The sequence below is a fragment of the Agaribacillus sp. DX54 genome (assembly GCF_056858335.1).
Genome location: NZ_JBXEQE010000021.1, coordinates 17,630 through 37,693, shown reverse-complemented (window position 1 = coordinate 37,693; position 20,064 = coordinate 17,630). Strand labels below are relative to the sequence as shown.

The 20,064-nt window shown below is 41.3% G+C and carries 20 protein-coding genes; 7 read left to right on the top strand and 13 right to left on the bottom strand.

Going from position 1 to position 20,064, the window contains the following annotated elements:
* Positions 1 to 220: 220 nt before the first annotated feature.
* Positions 221 to 841: a 2'-5' RNA ligase family protein gene (locus AC04NP_RS20060; protein WP_482861721.1), complete on the bottom strand. Its 621-nt coding sequence runs from the start codon at positions 839 to 841 to the stop codon at positions 221 to 223.
* A gap of 380 nt (positions 842 to 1,221) precedes the next feature.
* Here AC04NP_RS20060 and AC04NP_RS20055 point away from each other — a divergent pair, with 380 nt between their 5' ends.
* A complete protein-coding gene (locus AC04NP_RS20055) occupies positions 1,222 to 1,854 on the top strand; it encodes a hypothetical protein (RefSeq protein ID WP_482861720.1) in 633 nt (210 codons plus the stop codon).
* Here AC04NP_RS20055 and AC04NP_RS20050 read toward each other — a convergent pair.
* From AC04NP_RS20050 to AC04NP_RS20025, 6 genes are all read right to left on the bottom strand, one after another.
* Positions 1,844 to 3,019, bottom strand: a complete 1,176-nt coding sequence (locus AC04NP_RS20050) for a vWA domain-containing protein (RefSeq protein WP_482861719.1) — start codon at positions 3,017 to 3,019, stop codon at positions 1,844 to 1,846. The genes AC04NP_RS20055 and AC04NP_RS20050 overlap by 11 nt on opposite strands.
* 15 nt (positions 3,020 to 3,034) lie before the next feature.
* On the bottom strand, positions 3,035 to 3,931 hold the full coding sequence (locus AC04NP_RS20045) for an AAA family ATPase (protein WP_482861718.1): 897 nt from the start codon (positions 3,929 to 3,931) through the stop codon (positions 3,035 to 3,037).
* Between the two features lie 74 nt (positions 3,932 to 4,005).
* Positions 4,006 to 4,866 carry an FAD binding domain-containing protein gene (locus tag AC04NP_RS20040; protein ID WP_482861717.1) on the bottom strand — a complete coding sequence of 287 codons (861 nt, stop codon included), beginning with the start codon at positions 4,864 to 4,866 and terminating at the stop codon, positions 4,006 to 4,008.
* An 11-nt stretch (positions 4,867 to 4,877) separates the two neighbouring features.
* The gene (locus tag AC04NP_RS20035) at positions 4,878 to 7,247 is read right to left on the bottom strand and encodes a xanthine dehydrogenase family protein molybdopterin-binding subunit (protein WP_482861716.1); all 2,370 of its coding nucleotides are present in this window, start codon (positions 7,245 to 7,247) and stop codon (positions 4,878 to 4,880) included.
* A complete protein-coding gene (locus AC04NP_RS20030; RefSeq protein WP_482861715.1) occupies positions 7,240 to 7,725 on the bottom strand; it encodes a (2Fe-2S)-binding protein in 486 nt (161 codons plus the stop codon). The genes AC04NP_RS20035 and AC04NP_RS20030 overlap by 8 nt, the downstream gene beginning before the upstream one ends.
* Positions 7,726 to 8,056: 331 nt before the next feature.
* On the bottom strand, positions 8,057 to 8,725 hold the full coding sequence (locus tag AC04NP_RS20025; RefSeq protein WP_482861714.1) for a haloacid dehalogenase type II: 669 nt from the start codon (positions 8,723 to 8,725) through the stop codon (positions 8,057 to 8,059).
* A gap of 186 nt (positions 8,726 to 8,911) precedes the next feature.
* Here AC04NP_RS20025 and AC04NP_RS20020 point away from each other — a divergent pair, with 186 nt between their 5' ends.
* Positions 8,912 to 9,442: a hypothetical protein gene (locus AC04NP_RS20020; protein WP_482861713.1), complete on the top strand. Its 531-nt coding sequence runs from the start codon at positions 8,912 to 8,914 to the stop codon at positions 9,440 to 9,442.
* A 516-nt stretch (positions 9,443 to 9,958) separates the two neighbouring features.
* Here AC04NP_RS20020 and AC04NP_RS20015 read toward each other — a convergent pair.
* Both AC04NP_RS20015 and AC04NP_RS20010 read right to left on the bottom strand, forming a co-directional pair.
* The gene (locus AC04NP_RS20015; protein WP_482861712.1) at positions 9,959 to 10,228 is read right to left on the bottom strand and encodes a hypothetical protein; all 270 of its coding nucleotides are present in this window, start codon (positions 10,226 to 10,228) and stop codon (positions 9,959 to 9,961) included.
* Positions 10,229 to 10,688: 460 nt separating this feature from the next.
* Positions 10,689 to 11,642 (bottom strand): aldo/keto reductase, encoded by a 954-nt coding sequence (locus AC04NP_RS20010; RefSeq protein ID WP_482861711.1) that lies wholly within the window; start codon positions 11,640 to 11,642, stop codon positions 10,689 to 10,691.
* 202 nt (positions 11,643 to 11,844) lie between these two features.
* Between AC04NP_RS20010 and AC04NP_RS20005 the strand changes: the two genes are divergently transcribed.
* The 3 genes from AC04NP_RS20005 to AC04NP_RS19995 all read left to right on the top strand — a co-directional run bounded on the left by AC04NP_RS20005 (position 11,845) and on the right by AC04NP_RS19995 (position 15,097).
* On the top strand, positions 11,845 to 13,203 hold the full coding sequence (locus AC04NP_RS20005; RefSeq protein WP_482861710.1) for an HTTM domain-containing protein: 1,359 nt from the start codon (positions 11,845 to 11,847) through the stop codon (positions 13,201 to 13,203).
* 145 nt (positions 13,204 to 13,348) lie between these two features.
* Complete coding sequence (locus AC04NP_RS20000; RefSeq protein ID WP_482861709.1) at positions 13,349 to 14,239, top strand: 3-hydroxyacyl-CoA dehydrogenase family protein; 891 nt, start codon at positions 13,349 to 13,351, stop codon at positions 14,237 to 14,239.
* Between the two features lie 132 nt (positions 14,240 to 14,371).
* Positions 14,372 to 15,097 (top strand): molecular chaperone DnaJ, encoded by a 726-nt coding sequence (locus AC04NP_RS19995; protein WP_482861708.1) that lies wholly within the window; start codon positions 14,372 to 14,374, stop codon positions 15,095 to 15,097.
* Here the strand turns inward: AC04NP_RS19995 and AC04NP_RS19990 are convergent, their stop codons facing one another.
* Entirely contained in the window at positions 15,098 to 15,694 is a 597-nt protein-coding gene (locus AC04NP_RS19990; protein WP_482861707.1) for a tetratricopeptide repeat protein, read from the bottom strand.
* A 156-nt stretch (positions 15,695 to 15,850) separates the two neighbouring features.
* Positions 15,851 to 16,678 carry a DUF3108 domain-containing protein gene (locus AC04NP_RS19985; RefSeq protein WP_482861706.1) on the bottom strand — a complete coding sequence of 276 codons (828 nt, stop codon included), beginning with the start codon at positions 16,676 to 16,678 and terminating at the stop codon, positions 15,851 to 15,853.
* Between the two features lie 325 nt (positions 16,679 to 17,003).
* Between AC04NP_RS19985 and AC04NP_RS19980 the strand changes: the two genes are divergently transcribed.
* On the top strand, positions 17,004 to 17,234 hold the full coding sequence (locus AC04NP_RS19980; protein ID WP_482861705.1) for a hypothetical protein: 231 nt from the start codon (positions 17,004 to 17,006) through the stop codon (positions 17,232 to 17,234).
* Positions 17,235 to 17,242: 8 nt separating this feature from the next.
* Here AC04NP_RS19980 and AC04NP_RS19975 read toward each other — a convergent pair whose 3' ends face one another.
* Positions 17,243 to 17,959, bottom strand: coding sequence for an SIMPL domain-containing protein (locus AC04NP_RS19975; protein WP_482861704.1), 717 nt, complete (start codon positions 17,957 to 17,959; stop codon positions 17,243 to 17,245).
* 27 nt (positions 17,960 to 17,986) lie between these two features.
* Positions 17,987 to 18,799, bottom strand: coding sequence for a 2,3,4,5-tetrahydropyridine-2,6-dicarboxylate N-succinyltransferase (locus AC04NP_RS19970; RefSeq protein ID WP_482861703.1), 813 nt, complete (start codon positions 18,797 to 18,799; stop codon positions 17,987 to 17,989).
* A 42-nt stretch (positions 18,800 to 18,841) separates the two neighbouring features.
* Between AC04NP_RS19970 and AC04NP_RS19965 the strand changes: the two genes are divergently transcribed.
* Positions 18,842 to 19,966 (top strand): glycosyltransferase, encoded by a 1,125-nt coding sequence (locus AC04NP_RS19965; protein ID WP_482861702.1) that lies wholly within the window; start codon positions 18,842 to 18,844, stop codon positions 19,964 to 19,966.
* Positions 19,967 to 20,064: the final 98 nt, after the last annotated feature.

Here is a 20,064-nt window from a genome sequence, read left to right as displayed (position 1 = left end):
TCTACCTTGAAGTGTTTAATCAGGTATAAAATTAACATTTTAAATAATAAGAATCGGTAATAACAAAATCAGCACCACTCCCGGGTGCTGAAATTGTAGAACCAAATCTAAAAAGAGACATATCAAAATATAACTGCTGTGGTCAGTAGTCATTACAAAACTTTTGGTTGTAACATGTCGGTAAATATTATTTGTTTGGCTTTCACCAATATCGATCCATTCACCTGACCAATACCAAATCCCTGACTGTCAGTTGATTGTTATCCATGAACAAATCCATCGTATATCCTACGCCTTTGAACACAAGCTCTTCCAATACTTCCCAATGTGAATAATTGTGTTTCATTAAATACATCGAGGAGGCCATGAAATCCGCTTCAAACTTTCCGGATTTATATTCATTGAAAATCTTTCTGAATTTGGATTTAATATCTTTTGTTGCCATGGTGATATGAGGCCTGAAAACATTATGACCAATCATATCGTCAGAAAAATTCAACTCCATCTTCAAAAACTTTCCTAATTGCCGGTGTAGCAGCTTTAGTGAAGCTGAAGGTCGTGCTTTAATAAAGACGGTATGTTCAGGAAATGCCCCATAGCCATTGAGTTTAACCATCATAGGATACTGAAGCTGTGCAAACCCTTTCAGTTTTTCAATCATAATTTCTTCTCTGAAAGGAAGTTGCTGAAATGGGATCTGTAATGAAATGCCAGGCACCAATTTTAAAGCCTCCCTGCATTTAAACTGCTTTGCTAAACGCAACCTCGCCATTTCTATTTGATGGATTAAATCTTCAGGCGGTAACAGGGCGATAAAATAAAGATTAGTTTTTGGTTTCATAGCTCACTGTGATTTAGAAATTTTCTATTTGCTAATTACATTAACAAATATACTAATTTTAGTAGTATTTAAAAATTTTAAACTAATTTTTTTAGTATTTTTATTTTTCTCCTCTTCACTCCTGAAAACAAGCACATTAGACGTAAATGATGGAAAAGCTTTCTTGCCACCGGTAGGTCTTGTGGCAAGGGTATGTGATGGTGTTTTTAACCTCCGGAACCATTCAAAATAGGTCGATGGCTTTCTAAATCTCCATTTTATCCCATTTAACCTTGTAAATTTTTAAAGTTTTGGGATTTTTTTTATGTTGTATCTATGATCTCAAAAAACTGTTCATTTAATTTGTAATCTATTGACTTAACTAAATCAAACAACCAAATATGCGATTATTATACATTTTACGTAATGCATTGCTATATACAAATTTGTTTGTACTGTTGGCGGGCATAACGCTTAGTGCCCAAACTATTGAAAAAACCCCATTGGATACTGGTTCCTTAAACCAGCAGTTTGAATACGTAAAAAGGAAATCCAGTACTTACAATGACTTTAAGGTAGTTAAAATATCGAGGCTCAATAAAATGTGGGGCAATGCACTTGACTCACTTTCAGCCGTCAGATCTTCTCTTTCCGCCTCTCAGGAGAAAGTCAACGGACAACAAACCACCATTGATGAACTCAACAAAGGTCTTGAAGAAACAAAGCAGCAGTTGACCGCTGTAACAGAAGAAAAAGACAGTATTTCTTTACTGGGAATAGGTATGGCGAAGAAAAATTATCATGGTTTGATGTGGTCCATTGTATTTGCATTGCTGGTAATGTTGGGAATTGCCATTTATAAGTTTAAAGAAAGCAATAAGATCACTGTAAATGCTGAAAAAGAATTCAGGGATGTCTCGGAAGAGTATGAAATGTTCAAAAAGAAAACCCTGGAAAAGGAAAGAAAACTCAAAAGGGAATTGCAAACAGAAATAAACCGGGTGGAAGATCTTAAGCGAAGAATCAATTCCTGACCCCCTCTCTTTTTCGCCTGGTTTTAAACAGGTAACCAGGTAGTTTTTTCAAACTTTCTATATTGTGCACAGGTGCGAGGATGTCAATATATGGCAAAGCGCATTTCATTCCGGCCACGTCCGGTTTAAAATCAGGGGCACCAGCCAGTGGGTTGAGCCATATAACTTTGCCGGATGTGCTGTATATCTCTTCCATACTTTGTTTAAGCAGCGAAATATCCCCGGTATCCCAGCCGTCACTAACTATCACTACCACGGCTTTTTTGCTTAGGTAGTGCTGGCTATGGTTTTGGATGAAGTCATTGAGAGATTGCCCGATTTTGGTACCACCAGCCCAGTGATTAACACTTTTTGTTAAACCCTTCAGAGCCAGTCCGAAGTTTTTATTGCCGAGTTGTGGGCTCACGTGATATAAAGAAGTGCTGAACACAAAGGTTTCAATACGGCTGTAAACGTGTTGAAAAGCATAAAGAAACTGAATGAGAAAACGGCTGTATAACGCCATGGATTTGCTCACATCACACAGAATTACAAGATTCAGGTCTGTTTCCTTGTTTTTTTTGTAATACAAATCTACGATCTCGCCACCTCTTTTCAGGTTGTTTCTTATTATTCTTCTTAAATCGATATTTTTATGTTCAGGTGTCACTACAAATCTTCGCATTTTACGATTGACAATGGATTTGGCAATTTTTCTGATGATGTTTTTAAGTTCCCAAAGCTCATCATCTGTAAAAGTTGCAAAATCTTTTTGCGACAGACTAACCTGGTCACTGTAAAGGGCCATCTCCTGTTGCTCTTCGACGGTATTTCCATACAACCAGTTTTTAAGGGCATCGAACGATGGCTTTTTCCCAGGTGATGATTTAGGTGCTTCTGCCGTTTCATCAGATGGTTTAACTTTTGAGTCTACGGCTTTGTTCAACTCACGCCAATAGGTATCGAACAATTTATCAAATTCGGCAGCCTGTTTTTTGGTTTTTGTCAGGGTCAGTTTTAATACGGTACACAGATCATTCCATGAATTGATACGAACCAAAGTCATCGCCCGCAGCGCATCCGACTGGGTATCTGGCCCAATACTGTAGCCATGACCTCTCAGATAGCGACAAAAGGAGATAATATGCTCAGTCAATGAAGTTCTTCTCGATACAAAATCTTCCACAATATTGCTTTTAGTTCAGGCATTCAATTTGGAAGATACCCCTACTTTTTCAAATAATTCAGATAAAGAGTCCTGCGTATTTCTGATATCCTGCCAGTCTTTCAGGATAATACCGAGTGTATCTTCTACGATGGATTGATCGAGGCTTGATAAATGTAAGGCTGCAAGTGCCATGGCCCAATCCATGGTTTCTGCAACCCCGGGAATCTTTTCCAGTTTCATCTTTCTGATTTCCTGCATAAACAGGGTGATTTGCTTGGCGAGTTTTTCGTCGATATCGGGTACTTTTCTTTTGATTATGGCTATTTCTTTTTCAAAATCCGGAAAGTCAATCCATAAATAAAGGCAGCGCCTCCGCAGTGCCTCTGACAGCTCCCTGATACTGTTACTGGTAATCACTACTCTTGGAATACTACCAGCTTTTATCGTACCGATTTCAGGGATTGAAATCTGCCAATCTGATAAAAGCTCAAGTAAAAAACTTTCAAATGCCTCATCCGCCCGGTCCACTTCATCAATGAGCAAAACCGTTGGCCCTTCCTGGGAAATCGCTTCCAGAAGTGGTCTTTTCAGTAAAAAACGGTCACTAAAAATGCTGTTTTCTTTTTCCTCAATACTTTTGTCACTGCCTTCTTCCATTTTCAGGTGCAGCAGTTGCCGCTGATAATTCCATTCATAAATAGCGTGATTGGCATCGAGTCCTTCGTAGCATTGTAACCTGATTAACTTGGCTTTTAATGCCTGGCTCACTACCTTGGCAATTTCTGTTTTTCCTACACCGGCAGGTCCTTCTACGAGTAGTGGTTTATTTAATTGCATTGATAAAAAGACCGACATGGCGATTTTCCGATCAGTGATGTATCCCTGACTGTTAAGCAATGACTCAACATGACTTAATTTTTCTAACTGCATACAATCATTCGGTATTTAAAAAAAGCGGAAACCATATTCCGCTTTTACAACTTGGATATTATGTTTTAATTTAATTAAAGATTGTCTGCTGCTTCCATCAAGGCCCTTTTGGCATAAACTTTAGCCAAATGCCTCCTGTAATCTTCAGACGCAAAGTGATCACTTAAGACATCTGCATCCAATGCGGCTTTTTCGGCGGCAATGGTGATGTTATCGACATCCGGGGCATGTCCTGTCAATGCCTCCTCTACGGCAGCATCGCGAAAAGCATTGGCCGAAACACCGGTAAAAGCCAGTTTTACGTTATCACACAAGCCATTATTTTTACTGATAATGGCGGCACAACCAACCAGGGCAAATCGTGAGGCAGGTTGCATGCATTTTGTATAGGCCGTGCCTATATTACCATGAGGAATCGGAATCCTTATCTCAGTAATGATCTCATTTTCTGCCAAAGAAGTGGTATACAATCCCAGGAAAAAATCATGGGCATCGATGGTTCTTAGCCCGTCCGGACCTTTCAATACAAGCACAGCGTCTGTGGCAAGCATCCCGGCTGGCCAGTCGGCTGCCGGATCGGCATGGGCCAGACTCCCTCCTATTGTACCCATGTTTCTCACCTGCACATCCCCGATACTTCCCGCAATCTGTGACAACATGGAGATTTTACCTTTGATTAGTTCGGAAGACTCAATTTCATAGTGCGTCGTAGCTGCCCCGATACATATTGTATCATCTTCCTCTTTTATATATTTTAACTCGGGTATACGATTGATATCCACCAGTTTAACCGGGCTATTTAAACGCAGCTTCATGGCCGGAAGCAAACTATGACCTCCAGCCAACAACTTGGCTTCATCACCATACTCTACAAGGTATTTTATAGCCTCATCGATCGTGTTAGCCCTTTCATAATCAAATTTACTAGGTATCATAATATGCTGCTTTATGGGTTATTGTGTATAGCTTTCCAAACTTTTTCGGGGGTCACCGGCATTTCCAGATCTTTTATGCCAAAAGGGGCCAATGCATCTATAACCGCATTGACTACTGCAGGTGTAGCGCCAATGGTTCCCGCCTCGCCGGCACCTTTAACCCCCAACGGATTATGTGGACACGGAGTCACGGTTCTGTCGGTTTCAAATGAGGGTAAGTCATCTGCCCTTGGCATGGTATAATCCATGTAACTCCCATTGATTAACTGTCCGGATTCATCATAGATCGCTCCCTCAAACAATGCCTGGCCAATGCCTTGCACCAAACCTCCATGAATCTGTCCATCTACGATCATCGGGTTAATGACATTCCCAACATCATCACAGGCTACAAACTTTTTCAAATCTACTTTACCGGTTTCCGTATCTACTTCCACTACAGCAATGTGTGCGCCGAAGGGATAAGTAAAATTAGCAGGGTCATAAAAACTTGCGAAGTCCATCCCGGGCTCGAGTCCTTCAGGATAGTTATGTGGTACATAGGCAGTCAGGGCCACATCACCAAAAGAAATGGATTTATCTGTTCCTTTTACTGTCCATTTCCCATCTTCAAATTGCAGGTCATCTTCCGATGCTTCCAATTTATGAGCAGCAATTTTCGCGCCTTTTTCAATTACTTTTTCAATGCCTTTCATTATGGCACTACCACCGACAGCCAGGCTTCTTGAGCCGTATGTTCCCATGCCGAAAGCTACTGACTCAGAATCTCCATGGATGATCTCTACATCTTCCATAGCAATACCGAACTTGTCGGCCACTATTTGGGCGAAAGTAGTTTCATGACCTTGGCCATGGGAGTGCGAACCGACATATACACTTACCTTTCCGGTAGGTTGTACGCGTACCTGGGCAGACTCGTATAATCCTGCCCTGGCTCCAAGAGCGCCCACCACAGCCGAAGGTGCGATTCCACAAGCTTCAATGTAAGTCGAAATGCCTATACCGAGTAATTTACCATTTTCCCTACCCTGCGCCTGCTCTTGCCTCAACTCTTGATAACCAACCATATCCATTGCCCTTCTTAATACAGGTTCATAATTACCACTGTCATATTGCAGGGCAACCTGGGTTTGATAGCCAGGTTGGTTGACTCCGTCAAAAGGTGGAATAAAGTTTTTGAACCGGAGCGCTGCCGGATCTACGTCCATCTCCAGGGCTGCTTTATCGATCAGCCTTTCCAAAAGATAGGTAGCTTCGGGGCGACCGGCCCCACGATAGGCATCTACCGGGGTAGTATGGGTAAACACGCCGGTAACATCAACATAGATAGCAGGGGTGGTGTATAAACCCTGCAATAATGTGCCATGCAGATAAGTAGGAACACATGGACCGAAAGTACTTAGATAAGCTCCGAGGTTGGCAAAGGTTTTTACCCTTAACCCTACCATATTTCCTTCTTTATCAAATCCCATCTGAGCTTTGGTTACATGGTCGCGGCCATGACAGTCCGTCATAAAGCTCTCACTTCTTTCCGCCGTCCATTTCACCGGCTTACCTATTTGCCTCGAACACCACGTCATCAGGGCTTCTTCGGTATAGTGAAATATTTTGCTACCAAATCCCCCCCCGACATCAGGTGATACCACCCTTACTTTATGTTCGGGTATACCCAGTACAAATGCGCACATCAGCAGCCGGATCAAATGCGGATTCTGGGAGCTGGTATATAAGGTGTATTTATCATTGGCGCTGTCGTAATCACCTATAGCACTCCGTGGTTCAATGGCATTGGGTATTAATCTTTGGTTCACAAATTCAAGCGTAGTAATATGGTCGGCTTGGGCCATTGCCTGATTAGTTTTTTCCCGGTCACCCAATTCCCAATCAAAAGAAATGTTATTAGGAACGTCTTCATGAACCAATGGAGCGCCCTCCTCTACAGCCTCCTCTGCATGAACCACTGCTTCCAACGGTTCATAGTCAATTTTCACCATTTCAGCCGCATCTTTGGCAAGCGCTTTTGATTGGGCGATCACTACGGCCACTGAATCGCCCATATACCGCGTTTTATCAGCCACCAACAACGGGTGTGGCGGTTCCTTCATGGTATCACCATTTTTGAAATCCACCTGCCAGCCACATGGAACACCGTTGATTCCGGCTTCCGCAATATCCTTGCCAGTGAATATGGCTATGACACCTTCCATAACTTCGGCCTCACTGGTATCGATATTCAGGATTTTTGCATGGGCATAATGACTCCTGATGATTTGTGCATGCAGCATGCCAGGTAAAACAATATCATCGGTATACCTTCCTTTTCCCGTTATAAACCGCTTATCTTCTACCCTTTTAACCGATTTTCCTATTATATTAGTCATGGAAAACCTCCTTTTTCACTTTTTCGGAAGCATACTGAATCGCTTTCACAATGTTATGATAACCGGTGCATCGACAATAGTTACCATCTAAGGCCTCCCGAATCTGATCTTCGGTAGGATCAGGATTGCGGGCTAACAGTTGGGCGGCAGTCATAATCATGCCGGGCGTACAAAACCCGCATTGAAGACCATGCTGTTCTTTAAATCCCTCCTGGATAGGATGTAACTCGTTGTCATTTGCCAGTCCTTCGATGGTGGTAATTTCCAAGCCATCTGCCTGAACTGCTAACATTGTACATGACTTTACTGCCTTGCCGTTTACCAGAACAACACAGGCTCCACAATTGCTGGTATCACATCCTATATGGGTACCGGTAAGGTTTAACACTTCCCTTAAATAATAGGCAAGCAGTAACCTCGGTTCCACCTCGTGGGATTGTGACTGACCATTTACTTTTAAATGAATAAGGCTTCCCATTGGTATAGTTAATTTAGTGTAAATTGTATGAGGGGTATTCTTCAGTGATTTTTCAACTGAAAAAACAACCCTTTAATTAATAAACTGGTATTGTCATATTTAATCGAAAATCCTGTGAAGGATTGTCTATGCAACCCTGATTCACGGCTTTCCGATTCTATACAGGCCTGATACGGGGGGTCGAAATTTGCATCGCTGCCAGAATGCAAATCAACAAATGCTGAAAATCAGGGTTTACATTACTATCATAAAATACTAAGATTAATCTTAATTCGCAAATGGCAAAAGGAATATCCCCAATTAAATTGGTGATGATATAATGCTATGATAATCAGACCAACAGTTCCTGTAAAGATTCGATGGTCCAGTCCGGCTCCAAATCCAGGTTTTCTATAAGGGAGTTATTCCTGTTTAACCAAATGGTTTTGAAACCAAAGGACTTGGCACCGGCCACGTCCCACGTATTAGTTGAAACGAAGGCAATATATTCTTTGTCGATTTCCAGGCCACTAATGGCCAGTTGGTAAACACTTGGCATAGGCTTAAACTGGCTGATCACATCGACACTGATGATACGGTCGAATATATGGTCGAGGCTGTTATGATCAACTGCAGATTTGAGCATTTTGTAATCGGCATTTGAGAGCACCGCCAGCCGATGTTTTCTCCTCAACTGATCCAAGGCTTCCTGCACTTCAGGATAGGCGGCCACCACCTGATACCTCAACATCATATCATCCAGAATATCCCTGGTAAATTCCACAGCATACCGGCGGCAGGCGTGTTGCAAGGCATCTCCGGTCACTTTTGAAAATGGCTCATACCTGCCCATTAACGATCTCAGCCAGGTATATTCCAATTGCTTATGGCGCCATAACCTGGCAATGTCCTTTGACTTTTTTCCGTAGTAATGGTCTAAGCGGTCATCTAAAGAGCTTATATTAAATAAGGTGCCATAAGCATCAAATACGATGGCTTTTAGCTGTCTTAAATTCAACATTGAATAAAAATTTTTGGCGTTAGTTTCTTATATTTAATCACTTTGGATATTTGGGACCAATACTTTTCTTCACTCAAGTGCATAAAAATATTTATTAATCACTTTACTTTCAAAATTGTGTACAGTGTTTTAAGCTTTTCCAAAATACAATAATTTTAAATTTTTTAAACCACCATAAGTCATTCAATGAATCTAAAAAGCGCAATATTAAAGGATTACTCAAAAAAACATGCCTCTCAACTGGCTGACTATATAGGAGAAGATACCGAACGTTTCGATGAGTTAATGCAACTTTTTCTTGGAAATACCTACATCATCACACAACGGTCTGCCTGGGTAGTTGGTATCTGTTGTGAAAGATACCCTTCTTTAATAACACCGTACCTGGAAAAAATGATATTGAACCTGCGAAATGATGTACATGACGCCGTAAAAAGGAACTCTGTCAGAATATTACAAAACGTTGACCTGCCGGATGAGTTATTGGGAGAAGCCGCAGATGTCTGTTTTCAGTTGCTTTCATGTCGTAGTGAACCTGTGGCGGTTAAAGTCTTCAGCATGTCGGTCTTATTAAATATAGTAAACAAAGTTCCCGAACTTAAAAATGAATTAAAAATTATCATTGAAGACCAACTCCCCCATGCCTCTCCGGGTTTTCTGTCAAGAGGAAAAAAAATTTTGAAGGCGCTCGAAAAAATTCAAAGCACTTCCACATAGCGGCGCCGAAACCGCGACCATGAATATGGAATGATTTGGTAAAAAAGGAAAGTCTTTAATAAATACGGAATATGATGTATCCTGCCAGGATGATATCGTCTCTCTTGATTTTTCTAATTTGTTTTCAGCCGCTATTTATGAAGCCTATGGAGAAATGGCATTCAAAAATTCATACCCGGTCTCCCCTACTACTAATTTTGTAATGGTTGAAGGGGATAAATTAACCCTATAATTGGGGGTTACAGGAAGAATTGGGGCAAACGGTCTTGGCGGTATCACCATTGAAGGAAATATCAGTAGCTATGATATTACCGACATGCCTGAAACACGAGATTGAACCGCTAAGCATACCCATAAAAACCAATCTGTTGTATTGGTAAAACAGCTTTAAATGCATTTTTATTAATTACTTTTTTGTTAAAAATTTCCCGGAACAATGCCAAGCGGACCGTAATCCGCGTTGGCATTTTACACCCAAACCAAAAAAAACTATGAAAAAGCAACCTGCGCTGCTATCTACTTTGTTACCGTATCAAAATAATAACCGGTTACCGGAACATCTTCTTTAGCCAGATAGCTCGTGTTGTCTGTGGTTGCTGTTTGTTGTCGTATATTTGCATGCCTGGCAAAACTGTGCCTGGTCTGAACCTGGCATTTGAGTTCATTGTAAAACATCAGCACCTCCCCGCTTGCGGATTTCATTGCTTTTAACGCTCCCAACCAACCTGTGAGCAAAATCAACAGTGCAATAATGATCCCCAACATGTCAATCAATTTCTTTTTCATAACGCATCCGATACCATTCGTTCGGGATTTTCTTTTTCCGCTTTTGTGGTTGTTTGTGATGGCGCTTTTATTTTGTTTCGATGCAAAACTATTTCATGATATGGTAGGTAGAAATTTTTGTAAGTAGACACCAGGTGTACACGTTTTATTAAAGTGGTATACAGCAGGTCAAAATGTGCCTAATTTGGCTAAAAACGAAAATTTTAAAGCATCAGTTTTTATAAAAAAATGATTATCCAAGGAAAAAAATGGAGACAAAGTCAAGAATCTATGAAAAACTCTATGGGTTTAAGAAAAAATCACCTGTCCTGATGACCACGATTTTTTATCAGGACAAAGATTAATTAATTCCGGAGATATAAGCTTCAGAGTTTGTATTAATTCTTCTGTGGAAACTATGAAGTCTCCGGAAACAACAGGGACATCTCACACCTTAGATTATTGATTGATCATGTAATTTCTATTCATCCCATAAGTCTGCAACTGTGTAGGGAGAACCCGGCATTGTCCAGAACACCCCCCTTACGTATCGGGCACGTTTGTCGAGTTTTGAGATTTTCTCCATATCTTCGGTATTCAGTTGCACATTTGATGCTTCAAAGTTTTGTTTAAGACGTTCCGGATTTACAGACTTGGGGATCACCGCCGTACCTCGCGCCAGGGCCCATTGAATGAGCGCCTGCGCGGGTGAACATCCTTTAGCATCAGCAATGTTTTTGATAATTTCGTTATCCAGAAGGCTGGTTTCGTCTTCTGACTTTAAAAAATCAGGCCGGTCTTTCGAACCCAATGGTGAATAGGCCGTGAGGAAAATATTGTTTTCATGACAATAGCTTACCAGCTCAGGCTGTTGCAAAAAGGGATGCATTTCGACCTGGTTCATTTCCGGGCGAATATCACAGGCTTTTAACAGCTCAGATAGTTTTTTTACACTGAAATTTGAAACGCCAATATGTCTTGCCAATCCTGCTTTGCACAGGGCTTCCATACCTTTCCAGGTTTCGGGTATAGGCCTTTCCTCCAGGCTCACAAAGTCCTCCCCTTTCTCAGGAAAAAGTATACCGGCTTTAAGCGCAACCGGCCAATGTACCAGATACAAATCCAGGTAACTTAACCTTAGATCTGACAGTGTCTGCTGCAATGCTGCCTCGACATTTTCCTGGCCATGAGCGTCATTCCATAGCTTCGAAGTTATCCACAATTCCTCCCTTTTCACATCACCTGCCCGGAAAGCATCATCCAACGCTTGTCCAACTTCCACCTCATTCCGGTAAATGGCAGCGCAGTCGAAGTGCCTGTAGCCAATTCTGATTGCTTCCCTTACTGCATTGTATACATCGCCGGGCGCTGATTTCCAGGTACCTAAACCCAACATTGGCATTTGGTCGCCATTTTCAAATTCTAAAAATTTCATAAGTACGGTTGTTACTTTTACAAATAATTTGACTCTGTATTAAATTCTTAGCAGGATCTTACTTGTACGCTGCATTTAATCAAAAATAAATCAATTAATTAAAAATTTTACAAGGTATTGTCTAAAAATGCCACACTAAGTCGCTGCATTATGTATATTTATGCACCTTAAATATAAATGTTTCAACTACAATCTTTGATCAGTGAATCACTCTCTTTCCCAAAGCCCTTTCCTGAAGTATCTGTTTACAGAAGTTGACAACAGCGGCCTTATTGTATTACGGATTGCTTTTGGATTTTTAATCATCATGGAAAGTGCCGGGGCCATTGCCACCGGCTGGGTGAAAGAAACCTTTGTGGATCCCGAGTTCACTTTTTCTTTTATTGCGTTTGAATGGCTGCAACCACTGACAGGTAACGGCATGTATTTTTATTACGCAATCATGGCTGTATTTGGCCTGGCGGTGATGCTTGGGTGGCATTACCGGATCGCTATCAGTGGTTTCGCAGTGATGTGGACCTTTACTTACCTGATGCAAAAATCTCATTACAATAACCATTATTACTTATTGGTTCTTTTGTGCTTTCTCATGATGTTGATGCCCGCACACCGGTATCATTCTCTGGATGTTAAAAGAAAGCCCGCACTAAAAAAGCTCACATGCCCCAGATGGTGTTATAGTATTTTTATTTTGCAGTTATGGATTGTTTTTACCTATGCTTCTATTGCCAAAATGTATCCCGACTGGATCGATGGATCGATTATTAGTATGTGGTTTACTGCCAAAAGTAAACTGCCGGTCATCGGTCCCTTGCTGGAGAAGGCCTGGATGGTGCCCCTGGTAGCCTATGGTGGCATCTTTTATGACCTGCTGATCATTCCAATGCTGCTTTGGAAAAAAACCAGGATTCCGGGAGTAATTATCTCGCTCTTTTTTCATGGGTTTAACTCCGCCGTGTTTCATATTGGTATATTTCCTTATCTGATGATCGGCATGATGGTTTTGTTTTTTCCTCCGGAAAAAGTCAGGAGCCTGTTTTTTAAAAAGAAACCGGCGATACCGGCGGCGGCCGATGAGACAGTCACCATACCAAAAAATTTTGGTTTATGGGCTGGGGTAATGGTGGTTTACTTCGCTTTCCAGGTTCTCCTACCGCTGCGCCATCATCTTTTCGAAGGCAATGTATTATGGACTGAGGAGGGACATCGGATGTCGTGGCGAATGATGTTGCGTTCAAAAGGGGGCAATGTGCATTTTGAATTAAAAGACCCGGTTAGTCACGAAACCCGCAAAATATATCCAACCGAGTTTGTTTCCGCCAATCAGGCCCGTAAAATGGGGTCACGCCCTGACATGATCTGGCAGGCTGCGCAGTATCTTAAAGAAAAAAATAAACGGGACGGATTGTACCCCGAAATCTATGTTCACGCCAAAGTATCCCTCAACGGCAGGCCTATGCAAAAATACATCGACTCATCGGTAAACATGGCTGAAGTACCCTGGGAGCCCTTTCAACACTCCGCTTGGATTTTACCATTCAACTCTGAGAACAATGATTAAATGGAGTGTGAGTGTGGAGTTTGGGTGTGAGGGTGAGGGTGAGGGGGTGTGATTCTTTGTGGCTGGGGGGGGCAAAATATTGGTGGAAATTTCTTTGTTTATATATTTGCGGATTATAGAAATCCATTTAAAATAAATAACATAAATGAAAAATATTGCTGTAATCGGCTCGGGAACCATGGGCAATGGCATTGCCCATGTGTTTGCCCAAAATAATCACCACGTTTCACTGATCGACATTTCAACCGCTGCTTTGGAGAAAGCGCTGGCAACCATCGAAAAAAACCTGGATCGCCAGCTTGTTAAAGGAAAAATTGATGAACAAACCAAAACAAAAACACTTGAAAACATCACGGCCTTTTCCAGCCTCGAAGAAGGATTAAAGGATGTGGGCTTGGTAGTGGAAGCAGCTACGGAAAATGTGGAACTAAAGTTGAAAATCTTCGGACAAATCGACGAGGCTTGCGATGAGAGCACCGTGCTGGCCACCAACACCTCCTCTATTTCTATCACCAAAATTGCTGCTGCCACCAAAAGACCCGATAAGGTAATTGGTATGCATTTTATGAATCCGGTTCCTGTTATGAAACTCGTTGAGGTGATAAGAGGATATGCCACGAGCGACGAAGTGACCGGTCAGATCATGAGGCTTTCTGAAAAACTCGGTAAGATACCCGTGGAAGTTAACGATTATCCCGGATTTGTAGCCAATAGAATTTTGATGCCTATGATTAATGAGGCCGTATATACATTGTTTGAAGGAGTGGCAGGCGTGGAGCAAATCGATACGGTTATGAAACTGGGCATGGCGCATCCTATGGGTCCCCTGCAATTAGCTGATTTTATAGGCCTCGATGTTTGTTTATCAATTTTAAAGGTGTTGCATAAAGGTTTTGGTGATCAAAAGTATGCCCCTTGCCCGCTGCTGGTAAACATGGTTGTGGCAGGCAAGCTTGGTATCAAGTCGGGTGAAGGGTTTTATGATTACAGTCACGGTACCAAAGATTTGGTTATAGCAGATAATTTCAGGAAGTAAGTCGGTAAGTTTTTATGGCAAATACACCATAAAAAAATTATCGCTATTTTTAGGTATAAATACACCTGGCACATAAATTGTTCCTCCGAAAATATCAGGGAACCTTTTTTGTCATACAAGCATTTCAACTATATGTTTATAAAATTTACCATATCAGGCCTCTTTTTATGGATACTGGCATGCCATACCACCGTCGCACAGGAATCAGGAGTATCTCAGGAGATAAAAACATTGATGAGTCGGGCTATAGAAGAAATGAATTCAGGGCAATATGCTGAGGCTAATGTTACTTTTCGTAAGATGCTGGCCAGCAAAAAAGTGTTGCCTACCAATATGAGTTACTTTTTTGCAGAAACATTGTATATGATTAAACAGTTTCACAACAGTGAAAACTTTGTTAACAAATACCTCAAACTGGCAGGAAAAGGTGGCGATTACTATGATCAGGCTGTTGGGTTGCAAAAATTGCTGGAAGATAAAAAAACAGAAATCAGGGATTGTAACTATTGCAATGTATTTGGTTATCGCCTCCACAATTGTCAGTTGTGCGATGGAAAGGGTACCCTGACATCAACCTGTTATTATTGTAAAGGAAATGGAAGAACCAACTGCCTGACCTGCCAGGGAGATGGAGTGATCATTACCAAAAACATATTCGATGTAGAAGAGTATAAAACCTGTCACGTTTGCGAAACCAAAGGATTTAATATATGCAAGGTTTGCCATGGCCATAAAGTGATTGAAAATCAGTGCCCTGACTGCCTGGGCAGCAAACTTACCCAAACTGATGAAATTTGCGACCATCAGGCCCATGACCGACTCGATTTGGAAAACCCTGAAAACCGAATTGAAAATTAATTACCTGCAATACCTTCTGATGGCCTCATCGGCATCTTCCACATTCAGCGACTTGGCCAGTCTGAAGTCATTACAAGCGCTGGAACGCTTCTTCAATTTTACATTAACTGCCCCCCGGTACAAATAGGCTTCACCATAATCCGGATTAATATTGAGGGCTAAATTGTAAGCATTGAGGGCCTCTTTAATCAGTCCGGACTTATGCAAAGATCTCCCCTTAAAAAAATGGGCAATGGCATTTTCTCCATCAACTTTAATTACTTTATCAAAGTAGAATGCCGCGTTATCGAACACATTTTTTCTGTAAAAATCCTTGCCAATACTCAGATTAGCATGGATATTGTCAGGATTAATGTCAAGAATACGGTTGTAATCCTCAAGGGCCCGGTCGTAATCACCGAGTTCTTCATAAGATCTCCCCCTGTTATAAAGGGTTTTTATATTATTAGGTTTTAATGACAAATACTCATCATAGGCAGCGATAGCCAGTTCGTATTCCTGATTTCTGAAATGTATATCCCCCTGGGAAGAACTGTTGTCTTTACAACCACTTCCAAGCAGGATTACCGGCAATACGATATAGAATAGGTGCTTCATTTAAACTTCTGTTTTGGAATGCGTAAAGGTAATACAATTATTTAATGGTGATAACATATTGTTAAGTATCTGGCAGATTTTTATCCTTTTTTTGGGAATACCAAAAATGACAAAATCATGCTGTAAACAATTTGAATTAGTAAAAATCGGGCAGGCTCAACTTTGTTTTTTGGTTACGATATTTAAGGGATGAAGTAAGCCATGGGTTTTCTCGATTTCCACCCCTGCTTTGCCGACAAACATACTGGCTTCTATTCTTACCGGAATTTTATTCCTGTCAGCAGAGAACCATACGGCAATGGAGTTTTCGCCGTCGAACAATTTATTGTCAGGCATTATGGGAACCAGTTTATGGCAGTTTATCTTACCTATTTTGGTCTTTACAATCTCCGTACCCTTATACATAATTTGAAAATCATAAAAAGTATCCTCGAAAAAAGCATCCACCCGGATAGTATCACCTATTTTAAAACTATTAAAATCCAAGGTTCTCAAATACATATAGCCACCAACCATGTCGCGCACATTGTCAGGTGCCTTGAAGTACAAGGGTTCTTTGAACTTACCGGTTTTCTTATCCACCACTTTGTATTCAATCATATTGGTATTATGATCAAACTTGACAAGTTCATCTTTTTTGTAGTTGTTCTCCCTGATTTTTCTGTAAGAGATATGGGGAATCAGCGCAGCCGTATCTACGTAAGCGCCCCACACATCATTTACCTTGGCCACCCAACTCACCAAACCTGTAGTTTTTCCGTGCACATCTACCCTGTAACACTTCCGGCCGTTGACCCTGAAGGTTTTATCTTTTATCTCCATTTTGGCTTCTCCTACACTAAAAATACCAAAAGTGACATGGTAATTTAATAATTCACCCGTGGTAAAGTTATTATGAACCACCGACTTATAGGCAGGTTTCTCATGGAAAATAAATGAAGATAAAAGCAAAAATCCGGCAATGTAAAAACCTAATTTCTTCATTAGATTAAAAAATTCTGTTATTGCATCATATAAACCAGATGCCAAACCCGGTTTATAAAGTTCATTTTAGCTTTTTTTGGTAATAATAACGTATCAAACTCATAATTGATACAAAATTGCCCCTAAATCCTTTACTATGTAAAGAAAATTAATATTGGCGTCACACAAAACAGCAAAACGCAGTCAATAATTACATCTGCAATAAACCTTGTTCTTTATGGCGTTCGGGTACCGCATTAAAATTTTTAATATATTTCTGAAAAAAAGATATGACTAACCCACAACAGCCTCATCGATTGTATCATCTGTCTTACTGCTGACGCTTTTGCCCCTGAAAAAGGCCGGACAGTATAACCTGTCCTTGTATTGTGGTGAATGGGGTCGTTACGTGTTCACACCGGAGGGTTCAAGGCTGAAATGGTATGAGGATGTCAAAGCATGCCTTGAAAAAAACAATATAGCCTGGGCCAATTGGGACTACAAAGGCAAGGGGTTTGGGATTGTAAACAAAAACCGGAATCCCCGGGAAAAATTGATCAAAGCACTGCTGGATTAACTTTCCGGCTATTTGATAGCAAATACCGCATTAATCGTAAATCTTAGTTTTATCGTTTTAAAGTCAATATTTAAAGGAGCCTGTTCCTCCCCGGCATCATATTCCAACGCCAGGTTCGAGTAGGCCCTTGCCGCTTTGTAGGTAACCGGTGGCCCTAACGCTACCTCTGAAACCTCCAACACACCACCTAGCTCCTCGCCAATGCCGCTTAAAAGATAGCCGGCTTTCTCCTTGGCAGCCACCAGGGCTTTGAGTTTTAGCTCCTTTCTGTGAGTCTCGATCTTCGTATGGCTGTAATGCGTCACATTAACACGCTGAATACCTTTTTCATCCAATTGCTCCAGCAGTTCATTCATTTTATCGAGGTTCTCCAGTTTTAGCCGGTAACTTTTGGAAGCTAAAAAATTCTCGCTTCTTTTTTTTCTGTAATTCCAGTTATAACCAAATATGTTTTCAACCTGAAAGTTTTCTTCAGGAATTTTCAGTTTCTTTACCGCCCTGGCCAATTGCAGCTCCAGTTGGCTAATGTCTATCTTTTTACGGTCTTTTTCATATTCCTTCAGGGTAACCGAGAAATAGATTTCATCGGGAATAATCTCCATTTCGGCACTTCCCTGCACAGCAATCTTTTTTTGAAAAGCAGTCTTCTCCTGAGCCTGCAGCGACGCATTGCCAATGATTATCAAACAGATCGCTGATAATAACACTTCCCTTAATTTCTTCATGACATATAGGTTTAAAATAAAACAAAATTATACTGCAACATCATTTTCCCTTAATGCTTCGTTTAACGAAGTTTTAAGATCGGTACTCGCCTTGCGTTTTCCTATAATCAAGGCAGCCGGAACCTGGTAAGAACCTGCGGGAAACGCCTTGGTGTAGGAGCCTGGGATTACCACCGACCTGGCGGGAACCTCTCCTTTATAAATAACCGGTTCATTGCCTGTTACATCAATGACCTTCGAACTTGCCGTTAATGTAACATTGGCGCCGAGCACAGCTTCCTTACCAACCCTGACACCTTCGACCAGTATGCACCGCGAACCGATAAAAGCACCGTCCTCAATGATCACAGGAGCGGCCTGAATGGGCTCCAGCACACCGCCAACTCCTACGCCTCCGCTCAAATGCACATCTTTGCCAACCTGCGCACAACTTCCTACGGTAGCCCATGTATCAACCATCGTGCCACTATCAACATATGCGCCAATATTAACATACGAAGGCATCATCACCACCCCCTTACTGATATAGGCCCCATAGCGGGCAATGGCATGAGGTACAACCCTTACCCCCAACTCACGATATCCGGATTTTAACTTCATTTTATCATGAAACTCAAAAGGGCCTACTTCTACCAATTCCATCTGCCGGATTGGAAAATAAAGAATAACTGCTTTTTTTATCCATTCATTTACCCGCCAGCCCTGACCGGCCGGTTCGGCTACCCGCGAACTACCCTTGTCCAGTGCTTCGATCACAGACTCAATGGCCTGCTGTGTTTGCAGCTCCTTTAATAAATTTCTATCTTCCCAGGCTGCTTCGATGATGTTTTTAAGTTCCATTTCAATTAAGGAATTATGTGAAAAAAAATTAATTTTGATTTAATGCGTAAAATCAAAATCGCCTTTGCCTCCATTCTGAAACCGGTTGATGAAACCCGGATGTATGAAAAGATGGGCCTTTCGCTCGACCAAACAAATAAATATGAAATTAATATCATAGGGTTTTCAACAAAAAATGTTTCAACTCCTGAAACCGTCAACTGGCACCCCATTTACAACCACGCCCGTTTGAGCATCAAAAGGCTGGCAGCCCCCTTTAAATGTTTTAAAGTATTAGTTAAAGTAAAGCCTCAAGTAATTATATTTAATACTCCTGAATTACTGATAGTTATAATTACATACAAAATATTATTTGGTGGCAAAATCGTCTATGATATCCTGGAAAACTACCTTCATAACATCCTGTACACCAACACCTATCCGCACTTGATTCGACCGCTGCTGGCCCGCCTCGTACGTGGCCTGGAATGGATTTGCAGGCCGGCAATCGATCATTATTTTTTAGCTGAAAAGCGTTATGCAACTGAACTCGGATTTACAAAAAACAAAAGCACGATTATTGAAAATAAGTTTAAAGGCAAAGGGCGGCCGTCGCCAAAAACCAAAGTGAGTAATGATGACAACATCGCCTTGTTGTACAGTGGCACCATTGCAGAAAACTATGGCATTTTAGAGGCTATCCATTTTGCGGAAAAACTGTACGAACTCCGTAAAACCACCAGTCTGACAATCATGGGATACTGCGCCAAACCGGCGCTATTGAGGAGAATAAAGCAGCGCATCAAAGACAAAACCTATATCAGGCTTGTGGGTGGGGACAAGCCTGTCCCTCACACCCGAATCCTGGAGGCCATTGAGAAAGCTGATTTAGGCCTTGTGCCTTACAGAGCCAACAAAAGCACTGATAACTGCATGCCAACAAAGATATATGAATACATGGCCTGCAGACTTCCTATGATCATGCAAAATAACCCTTATTGGATTGATTTCTGTCAACCTCATCATGCCTGCATTCCGGTTAACTTTTTATCTTTTGATGCCAGTACAGTCATGGACCGTTATTATGCTACCACTTTTTACAATAGTGATAAACCCATGGATATTTATTGGGAAAAAGAGGAGATGAAGCTTTTCAAGGTACTTGATCGTTTAGTGGGCAGCTACTGAACAGGGTTATGTTTTTAGTATTGAATGAAAAGCACAAATCATCTGATGTGTAGTGCTGGCAGCGTCCTCAACTATAGATATAGCGCTAGCAACCGTAA